This window comes from Streptomyces chilikensis (assembly GCF_001642695.1).
Classification (GTDB): domain Bacteria; phylum Actinomycetota; class Actinomycetes; order Streptomycetales; family Streptomycetaceae; genus Streptomyces; species Streptomyces chilikensis.
This window is the reverse complement of sequence record NZ_LWCC02000005.1, coordinates 3,148,389-3,157,179: the sequence shown is the minus strand read 5'-3', so window position 1 is coordinate 3,157,179 and position 8,791 is coordinate 3,148,389. Positions and strand designations below refer to the sequence as shown.

At 73.8% G+C, this 8,791-nt stretch carries 9 protein-coding genes and 1 tRNA gene; 3 read left to right on the top strand and 7 right to left on the bottom strand.

Features of this window, described 5'->3' with window-relative positions:
* Nucleotides 1-173: 173 nt before the first annotated feature.
* Nucleotides 174-1,841, bottom strand: coding sequence for a dynamin family protein (locus tag A2U95_RS14060; protein WP_166022464.1), 1,668 nt, complete (start codon nt 1,839-1,841; stop codon nt 174-176).
* Between the two features lie 307 nt (nt 1,842-2,148).
* Between A2U95_RS14060 and A2U95_RS14055 the strand changes: the two genes are divergently transcribed.
* Together A2U95_RS14055 and A2U95_RS14050 are read left to right on the top strand one after the other, a co-directional pair.
* A tRNA-Arg gene (locus tag A2U95_RS14055) sits at nt 2,149-2,221 on the top strand.
* A gap of 467 nt (nt 2,222-2,688) precedes the next feature.
* A complete protein-coding gene (locus tag A2U95_RS14050; RefSeq protein ID WP_166022462.1) occupies nt 2,689-2,994 on the top strand; it encodes a chaplin in 306 nt (101 codons plus the stop codon).
* 145 nt (nt 2,995-3,139) lie between these two features.
* On the opposite strand, the gene A2U95_RS14045 is transcribed toward A2U95_RS14050, so the two are convergent.
* The 6 genes from A2U95_RS14045 to A2U95_RS14020 form a co-directional block, all read right to left on the bottom strand.
* Nucleotides 3,140-4,003, bottom strand: a complete 864-nt coding sequence (locus A2U95_RS14045; protein WP_166022460.1) for a tyrosinase family protein — start codon at nt 4,001-4,003, stop codon at nt 3,140-3,142.
* Nucleotides 3,987-4,526, bottom strand: a complete 540-nt coding sequence (locus A2U95_RS14040; RefSeq protein WP_166022458.1) for a tyrosinase family oxidase copper chaperone — start codon at nt 4,524-4,526, stop codon at nt 3,987-3,989. Before A2U95_RS14040 ends, A2U95_RS14045 begins: the two co-directional genes overlap by 17 nt.
* Nucleotides 4,527-4,724: 198 nt before the next feature.
* Nucleotides 4,725-4,997, bottom strand: coding sequence for a hypothetical protein (locus A2U95_RS14035; RefSeq protein WP_166022456.1), 273 nt, complete (start codon nt 4,995-4,997; stop codon nt 4,725-4,727).
* A 194-nt stretch (nt 4,998-5,191) separates the two neighbouring features.
* On the bottom strand, nt 5,192-5,815 hold the full coding sequence (locus A2U95_RS14030) for a chaplin (protein ID WP_240957319.1): 624 nt from the start codon (nt 5,813-5,815) through the stop codon (nt 5,192-5,194).
* Between the two features lie 130 nt (nt 5,816-5,945).
* Nucleotides 5,946-6,173, bottom strand: a complete 228-nt coding sequence (locus tag A2U95_RS14025) for a chaplin (RefSeq protein ID WP_166022453.1) — start codon at nt 6,171-6,173, stop codon at nt 5,946-5,948.
* Between the two features lie 204 nt (nt 6,174-6,377).
* Nucleotides 6,378-8,297 carry an AMP-dependent synthetase/ligase gene (locus A2U95_RS14020; protein WP_166022451.1) on the bottom strand — a complete coding sequence of 640 codons (1,920 nt, stop codon included), beginning with the start codon at nt 8,295-8,297 and terminating at the stop codon, nt 6,378-6,380.
* A 191-nt stretch (nt 8,298-8,488) separates the two neighbouring features.
* Between A2U95_RS14020 and A2U95_RS14015 the strand changes: the two genes are divergently transcribed.
* A complete protein-coding gene (locus tag A2U95_RS14015; protein ID WP_166022449.1) occupies nt 8,489-8,686 on the top strand; it encodes a hypothetical protein in 198 nt (65 codons plus the stop codon).
* The last annotated feature ends 105 nt before the right edge of the window (nt 8,687-8,791 follow it).

Below are 8,791 nucleotides of genomic sequence, written 5' to 3'. Positions count from 1 at the left end.
GCCTCCTCGGCGGGCCGGGGGGACCGGGCGGGCCGGGCGTCGTCCGCCCCGCCGGCCGGGGCCGCGGCGCCGGCGCTCCCGGCGTGGCCGGCCGGCGGTCCCTCCTTCCCGGGTTCGGGTTCGGGTCGTTCGGGGCGGTCCGTGGGGTCCTGGTCGGCGACGGCGCTCACCGGTCACCTCTCCTTCTGCAGTACGGACAGCGCGGCGATCAGTTCGGCCTGCGGCTCGGCGTGCACGTCCAGGGCCTCCAGCGGGGCGAGCCGGCGCTCACGCTCGGCCCCCAGCACCCGTTCGACCAGCGAGGTCAGCAGCCGCGCTCCCCTGTCACGCAGCCGCAGCGCCCCGTGCGGACCGATCCGCTCGGCGAGGCGCTCGCCGGACGACCGCGCCCGCCGGCCGCCGAGCAGGGCGGTGACGGCCAGCGCGGCCACCACCTCCGGATCGGGCGCGGCGGCCCGCTCCAGCTCGCGCACCTCGTCCTCGGCGTACTCCTCGATCTCCCGCCGCCAGCGCCGCACGGCCATCCCGATGCGGTGCTCAGCGGTCTCGCCGTCCTCCGACGGATCGTCACCGCGCGGGCCGAGCGCCCCGGCCGCGGGCTCCCGCCGCCAGGTCTCGTCGGCGCGCTCGTCGGCGGCGGTGACCGCGCACAGCAGCAGTTCGGTCAGGCCGTCGCAGAGCGCGTCGAGCAGTTCCTCGGGGTCGCAGTCGAGCGGGTAGGCCCGCCACCGCTTCAACGCGTCCCCGGCGAGGACGGCCCCGGCCTGGATGCGGCCGCGGACCCGGGTGTGCTCGCTCGCGTAGGCCTTCTCCACGGCGGTGCCGAGCCGCAGCGCCGCCGCGTACTGGGCGGCCGCCGCTCCGGCCAGCTCGGGCATCCGGGTCCGCAGCGAGTCCAGCACGCCCCGCGCGGTGCGGGCCACCGCGTACCCGCGTGCGGCGGGGTCCTCGGCGAGCCGGGTCAGCCACTCCCGCAGCGGCGCCACGGCGGTGGCCGGAAGCAGCCCCCCGCCGGCGGCCGACTCGGGCAGTTCCGGCACCGTGAACCGGGGCACCTCGCCCAGCCCTGCCTTGGTGAGCAGCGCGGCGTACTGCAGCGACACCTCGTTGACGACCTGGTGCGGCACCCGGTCGAGGACGGTGACCAGGGTGACGTCGTACTGCTTGGCGACGCGGAGCGTGTTCCACGGCACCGCGTCGGCGTACCGCGAGGCGGTGGTGACCATGATCCAGACGTCGGCGGCGCAGATCAGCTCGGCGGCCAGCGCCCGGTTCTCGGCGACGAGGGAGTCGACGTCCGGGGTGTCGACCAGGGCGAGGCCGCGCGGCAGGGTCTCCGCCGTCTCGATCCGCAGCACCCGCTGCGCCACGGCGCCGCCCTGGTGGTCCCCCCTCCCGGCCCTCGGGGCACGCCCGCCCTGCCGGCGCCGGGAGAGGGCGGGTTCGTCGGCCGGGTCCTTGCCGCCGCCCTGCACGCGGGTGAGCCGGGGCAGCACCCGCATGCCGCTGAACCAGTGACAGTCCTCCGGATGGCAGACCAGCACCGGCGTGCGGGTGGTCGGGCGCAGCACCCCCGCCTCGCTCACCTGCCGTCCCACCAGTGAGTTGACGAGGGTGGACTTCCCCGCGCCGGTCGAGCCGCCGATCACCGCGAGCAGCGGCGCCCCCGGGTCCCGCAGGCGCGGCACCAGGTAGTCGTCGAGCTGGGCGAGCAGTTCCTCCCGGTTGGCCCGGGCCCGTGGGGCGCCCTCGAGGGGCAGCGGGAAGCGTGCGGCGGCGACGCGGTCGCGCAGGGCGGAGAGTGCGTCGAGCAGCTGAGGCCGTACGTCCAAGGTCACCACATGTGAAGAATGCCCAATTTTACGGACTTTCTGAAGCATATGGGCGCGTCTGCGTGCCGTGGACTTCAGGAACGGAAGGGGCGGCCGGGCCGCACGCATAACGAGTGCACAACACCCGGCGCGTCTGGCGCGAAAAGCGCTGCGCGAATCAGCACTGCCTGGAATTATCAGGAATCGCTTCACCGAACCTCCACATCGCGGTACGGAGGTGAGGCGATGGGGACGCGGAGAGGGGACGCCTATCCTTGTCCCCGGCACCGTCAGGACACGCCCGTACCCGGGCACGACGACAGAGGCCACCACACCGGCCCCCGTAGCTCAGTGGATAGAGCAGGCGCCTTCTAAGCGCTTGGCCGCAGGTTCGAGTCCTGCCGGGGGCGCAAGTCTCCGCCCTCCCTTCCCGGGAGGGCTTTTCCGTGGGCCGCGGACGGCGGCGACCGGCACGCGCGCCGACGCGTTCCCGCGCACCCCGCCCCTCCCGCCTCCCTCGCGGTGCGCGCCCGGCCGGGCGGAACGCGCCGCTCCGCGGACACGGCACACCGCCGGGACTTCTTCGGGGGAGTCCGGGCGGGGAATCCTCCGCCACCCGCGCACCGGGACCCGAACGGCCGTCCGGATGCGCACCCTTCGGGGGCGGGGGACGTTCCTCCCCGAAACCCCCATTCACCCGTCCGGTGGCCGTGTTCCGCCTGTTCGGCGGCTCGGAACGTCCATCCAGGACGGCCTCCTGTTCAAAACGGGTGATTGCCTTGAACCATGCCGTTACCCGGACGACAGAGGCGCGTTGATTGGGGAGTGCGGCGGCGTTGACCTGCTGCCGTCCTCACCGAGTAAGAAGGAGTACGTGATGTCTCGCATCGCGAAGGCTGCCGTTGTCGCTCTCGGCACGGGTGCTGTGGTTCTGGGCGGCGCCGGCATGGCGCTGGCGGACGCGGAGGCCGAGGGCCAGGCCGTTGGTTCGCCGGGCGTCATCTCCGGCAACGTGATCCAGGTTCCGATCAACGTGCCGATCAACCTCTGCGGCAACACCATCAACGTCATCGGGCTGCTGAACCCGGCCGCGGGCAACTTCTGCGCGATCGACAGCGAGTTCGAGAACGACGACAAGGGCCACCACAAGGGCCACAACAAGGGCCACGGCTACGGTCACTGACCTCGCCGTTCCGCTCTTGCGGTAATGCGATGAGGGCCTCGGCGGTTTCCCCGCCGGGGCCCTCCCGCGCGTCCGGGGCCACGACCGGGGCCGGCGCCGGGGCCGGCTGCCGGACACGGCGGGCGTACCAGGCGTACCGGGCGTCTCAGGCGTAGACGTACACCTCTGCGACGTTCTCCACGTCGGCCGGGGTGAGGTCCCACGGCGGGAGCGGTTCCCCGCGGGCGACGACGCGGCCGTACTGCCCGTCGCGCGGTCCCGGCGGCCGGGCCGGCAGGTAGCGGGCGGTGCGGTGCCGCCGCTGCCAGCGCGTCCACAGCAGGTCGACGAAGGCGTGATGGAGCCAGAACGCCGGGTCGTTGACGGACGCGGCGCCGAGCATCGTCCCGCCGATCCAGCGGTGGACCCGGTTGTGGTTGCGCCAGGAGGCGGTACCGGTGCCACGGCCCCAGCCCTCGATCTTGTTCCGGAAGCCGCCCGGCGCGGTGGAGTCCCAGGGCGCGGTGTCGTACACCGGGTCCTCCAGCGCGGAGGCGACGTCCCGCTCGGTGGGCAGGGAGATCGGGTCGTGGGACCGGCCGAGGTCGCGGGTGAGGTAGTCGGCGTCGGTGACGTTGACCTCGAGGACCCAGCCCTCGCGGCGGGAGAACGGCCCGGTGGTCACCTGCCGGTCGGAGCGCCGCCCGTTGCCGCCCAGCAGGTCGTCGGTCCACGGCGTACCGGTGGCGGCGCGGTTCCTGGTCCAGTCCCAGTAGGGAAGCGTCACCGCGGGGTCGATCCGCCGCAGCGCCTCCTCGAACTCCAGGAGGAAGAGGCGGTGCCAGGGCAGGAACGACGGTGTCATGTGGGCGGCGCGCAGTCCGCTCTCCCCGTCGGGGGCGAAGTGGTCGACGTGCGTCAGCACGAACTGGTCGTACCCGCCGCGGCGCTTGAGCTCCCGGACGGCTCCGACGAAGCGGCGGCGCTCGCCGGTGGTGAGCCTGCTGACGTTCTTACGCGTGTACGCCATGACCGCCTCCCCGGCTCGCTCCGCCGGCACCCGGGGGCACCGGGGCGCCGGCCCCAAAGCCGTGGGAGAGACCGCTGAGCCGCTCGCCCGGCAGCAGTTGGTCCACGGCGGCCCGGGCCGCCTCCCGCGGGGTGGGGTGGGAGCCGTAGTGGTCGACCGTGCTCAGGTACGAACCGTCGGCGCGGCGCATCAGGTGGAGCGGCCGGTCGTCCACGGTGACGTGCCACCGCACGCCGTCGCCGGGCGCGGCGACGCGAGTGCGGCCGCGGAAGCCGTGGATCCTGCGGCCCCGGTAGATCTCGTCGAAGACCGCCTCGGCGCCGGGTGCCCCGTACGCGTCCGCCGCCCCGGGCGCCCCGGGCCGGCGGCGGGGGTCCCGGTGCGCGTGTCCCCCGCGTTCCGCGGGGGCCGGGGCGGTCCGCGGGCGGGGGGCGGCCGCGGCGACGACCGGGGCGGTCACGGCTGCGAACGCCGTCGCGAGCAGAACGCGCAGGGCGCCCCGCCGGTTCCTCAGGACGGACATCGTGGTTCTCCAGGTCCGGGACGGTGACGCGCGAAAGGCCCCGGCCGGGGCGGGGCTGCGCGGGGGCGGCGTGAGGGGAGGGAACGGCGTGGGGGAGGGAACGGCGCGGGAGGGGAAGCGGTGGGGGTCGGAAAGACAGCGCGGGCCGGTCCCGCCTTCCGGCGGAATCCGGCCCGGCCGGTGGTCCTCCGGCGTGCGTCAGGCGCCGGCGGGGAGCCCGCCGAGCAGTCCGCCGCCGTTCTTGTTCAACTGCTCCGTCATTCCGTTGACGGCGTTGAGCGGGGAGCCCTCGGACTCGGTGTCGAGCAGGGTCCCACCGCTCTGGTGCTGGATCGGCATCAGCGGACCCGCCAGCTCGGTGACCGAGCCCAGCGCGGAGCCGGGCTCCTCGGCGGCGGAGGCGGTCCCGGAGACACCGGCCGCGGCGGCCAGCGAACCGACGAGGACGGCGGCTGCCTTCAGAGACTTCATCGTGTTCCTTTCATGCCGCGGCGGCACGACGACGCGCGCCCCCACGACGGGCTTTCGACTCTCCGTGCCCAACGAGCCACGGCCCCCGGGGAAACCCGTCACGCCGCACGCGTCCGAAAAACGACCCGTCACACGGACCGGCCGCCCTTCCGCGCGAAGGGCGGAAGGGCGGCCGGCCGGCGTGCCGTGACGGGTCAGCAGGAGCCGACGCGTCCTCGGCGGTAGAGGAGGGCACCGCCGCCGATGAGCGCGGCCGCCGCGGCGGCCGCGGCTGCGGTACCCGCGGCACCGGTCTCGGCCAGCTGCGGGCCGTCGTTGCCGTGCGGCGCCGGGGCGGGCGGCACCGAGCTGTCCTTCGTCGGCGGCTCCTCGTCGTCCGCCGGCGGGGTCTGGTCACCCTTCGGCGGGTTCTGGTCACCCTTCGGCGGGTTCTCCTGGCCCGGGGCCGGAGGCTTGTCCTGGCCGTTGCCCGGAGGGTTCTCGTGCCCGTTGCCCGGAGGGTCGTCGTGGCCGTAGCCGGGCGGGTCGTCGTGGCCGTGACCGGGCGGGTTGTGCGGCTGGTGGCCGCCGCCCGGGTTTCCGTGCCCGTCCTCGTCGTCCACCTCGACGTCGGTCACACAGGTGTTGCCGATCGCGGGGTTGAGGAGGGCGATGATGTCGATCGTGTTGCCGCAGACGTTCACCGGCACGTTGACCGGCACCTGGATCACGTTGCCGGACACGACACCGGGGGAGTTGGCGGCCTGCGCCTCCGCCTCGGAGTCGGCGAAGGCCGGGGCGCCGTAGGCGGCGAGGAGGCCGGTTGCGGCTGCGGCCATGACCGCGCCCCTGCTCAGAGACTGTCGCACTACTGAAGGTCTTCCTGCTCGGAGAATCGGAGAAGGCCGGCCCGGGCGTACCCCGCGGGCACGCCGGAGCCGGCCCGGGTGCAGCCGAGTGGCCGGTACGTCAGTTGATGACGCAGACGTTGCCGATGGCGGGGTTCAGCAGACCGACCACGTTGATCGTGTTGCCACACACGTTCAGCGCGATCTCGACCGGAATCTGGATGACGTTGCCGGAGACCACGCCCGGGGAGCCGACGGCCTGCCCCTCGGCCTCGGCGTCCGCGAAGGCCGGGGCGGCGATGGAAGCCGCCATCAGGGCGCCCGCTACGACAGCAACGCTCTTCTTCATGAAGTTTCCCTTCTCAACGGTCATGCCCCTGTGTCGGCCGGAACCGAGTGTGTCGGCCGGATCCGAGCGAGCTCACTGGTACGGCTCGCACCATGACCTGCCGAGAAGTAGAACGAGGTGACCGCCAGGAGGAAACTCCGCAGAACGCACCATCCCGGAATTCACTCGAATGCCGGGTTTTGTGTGACAAACCAGCAAGATGTGTCAGGAGGACGTGCGGTACATCTGCTCGATCTGCTCCTTGTGCACCTCGGCGACCGCGTGCCGCTTGACCTTGAGCGAGGGCGTCAGGAGGCCGTTCTCCTCGTTCCACTCCCCCTCCACGAGGACGAAGGCGCGGACCGACTCGGCTCGCGAGACGGCCTGGTTGGCGTGGTCGACGGCCTTCTGCACCTCGGCGCGGACCTGCTCGTCCCGGATCACCTCGGACATCGGCGTGTCGGCCGGCCGGCCGCGCACGGAGAGCCAGTGGGCGACCGCCTCCGGGTCGAGGGTGATCAGCGCGCCGACGAACGGGCGGTTGTCGCCGACCACCATGCACTGGCCGACCGGCGGCCGGCTGCGCATCCGGTCCTCCAGCACCGCGGGGGCGACGTTCTTGCCCCCGGAAGTGACGATGAGGTCCTTCTTGCGGCCGGTGATGGTGAGGTAGCCGCCCTCGTCCAGGGCGCCGAGGTCACCGGTGGCGAACCACCCGTCGCGCAGCACCGCGTCGGTGGCCTCCGGGTTGTTCCAGTAGGAGCCGAAGACGATGCCGCCCTTGACCAGCACCTCACCGTCCTCGGCGATCCGGACGGCCGTGCCCGGCACCGGCCGCCCGACCGTGCCCGGGCGCGGCTCCAGCGGGGGGACGACGGTGGCGGCGGCGGTGGTCTCGGTGAGTCCGTACCCCTCGTAGACCAGGACGCCGGCGGCGTAGAAGAAGAGGTTCAGCTCGCGGTCGAGCGGTGAGCCGCCGCTGATGGCGTACCGCAGGCGGCCGCCGAGTTCCTTGCGGACACGGCGGTAGACCAGCAGGTCGTAGAGCGCCCAGCCGGCCCACAGGGCGGGGCCGGGCCCCTCGCCCCGGCCCAGGAAGCGGCGCAGGTGGGCCTCGGCGAAGCGGACCCCGAGGCGCTCGGCCCGGTCGAAGGACGCGCCGCGGCCGATCTTCTCCGCGGTGGCCCGGCCGGTGTCGCGGATCTTCTCGAACAGGTACGGCACGCCGACCAGGAAGGTGGGACGGAACTCGCGGAACAGCGGCCGGAGTTCGTCGGGCTTGATGCTGGGGCTGTGGCCCAGTTCTATGCGGGCCATCAGACAGGCGATCTGGATGGTCCGGCCCAGGATGTGCGCCAGCGGCAGGAAGAGCAGGGTGGAGGCCGCCTGGCCGGTGGCCGCCTTGAAGACCGGGTGGAGCAGTTCGACGGTGTTGGCGGCCTCGGCGTGCAGGTTGCCGTGGGTGAGCACGCAGCCCTTGGGGCGGCCGGTGGTGCCCGAGGTGTAGCAGAGGGTGGCGATGCTCCCGGGGCCGAGCGCGGCGCGCCGTTCGGTCACCGCCGAGTCGGGCGTCCCGTGCCCCAGCGCGGTGAGTTCGGCGATGCCGCCGCCGTCGATCTCCCACAGCCGCAGGGGCTCCGGGTGGTCGCCCCGCAGGACGGTGGCGGCGAGTTCCCCGGTCTCCACGACGGCGAAGCGGGCGCCGGAGTCGCTGACGATCCACTCCACCTGGTCCGGCGCGGAGGTCGGGTAGACGGGCACGGTGCGCCCGCCGGCCGCCCAGACCGCGAAGTCGAGGAGGGTCCACTCGTAGCGGGTCCGCGACATCACGGCGACGGCGCCGCCGGGCTCCAGGCCGGCCGCGATCAGGCCCTTGGCGACGGCGGTCACCTCGCGGGCGAACTCCTCGGCGGTCACGGGCGTCCAGGTGCCGTCGTCGCCCCGGCGGCGGAGCACCACGGCCTCCGGCGCCCCGGCGGCGTTGGTGAACGGCAGGTCCGCGATGCTGCCGCGCTCGGGCGGCGCGGCCGGCGCGGGGGTGCGCGCCTCGCGCACGACACCGTGCTCGTCCCGGACGGTCTCGACGGTGACGGCCTGGCCGCCCATGCTCCGCCGTGCCCGCTTCATCTCCTTGCGTACGCCCATGCGCGCTCCCGGTCCGGCGTTTCGGGTGTCGGAAACGCCAACTTACTCGCGCGTAAAGAAGAGTCAACGGGTCCCGCGTGAAGGCGGCGGGAAACCGACTCGGAGATTGTCGGAGGGGGCGGCTAGAGTCGGTCCGGTACGGAGTGCTCAGGACGGTCCGTACCCGGTCCGTCGTCGGTGAGGTGGGGCGCATGAAGCTGCGGTACACCGCGGCGTGGGTGGGGTGCACGGCAGCCGCGCTCCTGGTCACGTACGCCGCCGGGATGGTGCCGGCGGGTGAGGATCCCGCGGAGGCGGACGTCCCCGGGGTCTCCGCCGAGCTGATGCCGGACGGCGCGGGCGCCGAAGCCGCGCCTCCCCTTCCGCTTTCCACCGCCGCCGCGGGCTGACCGGCCCGCCCGGCCCGCCGCCGTCCGGGGCCGCCGGGACGCGCCCTCCTGCGGCCGGTCCGGACCGGCCGCCGGGACGCGCCCTCCTGCGGCCGGTCCGGACCG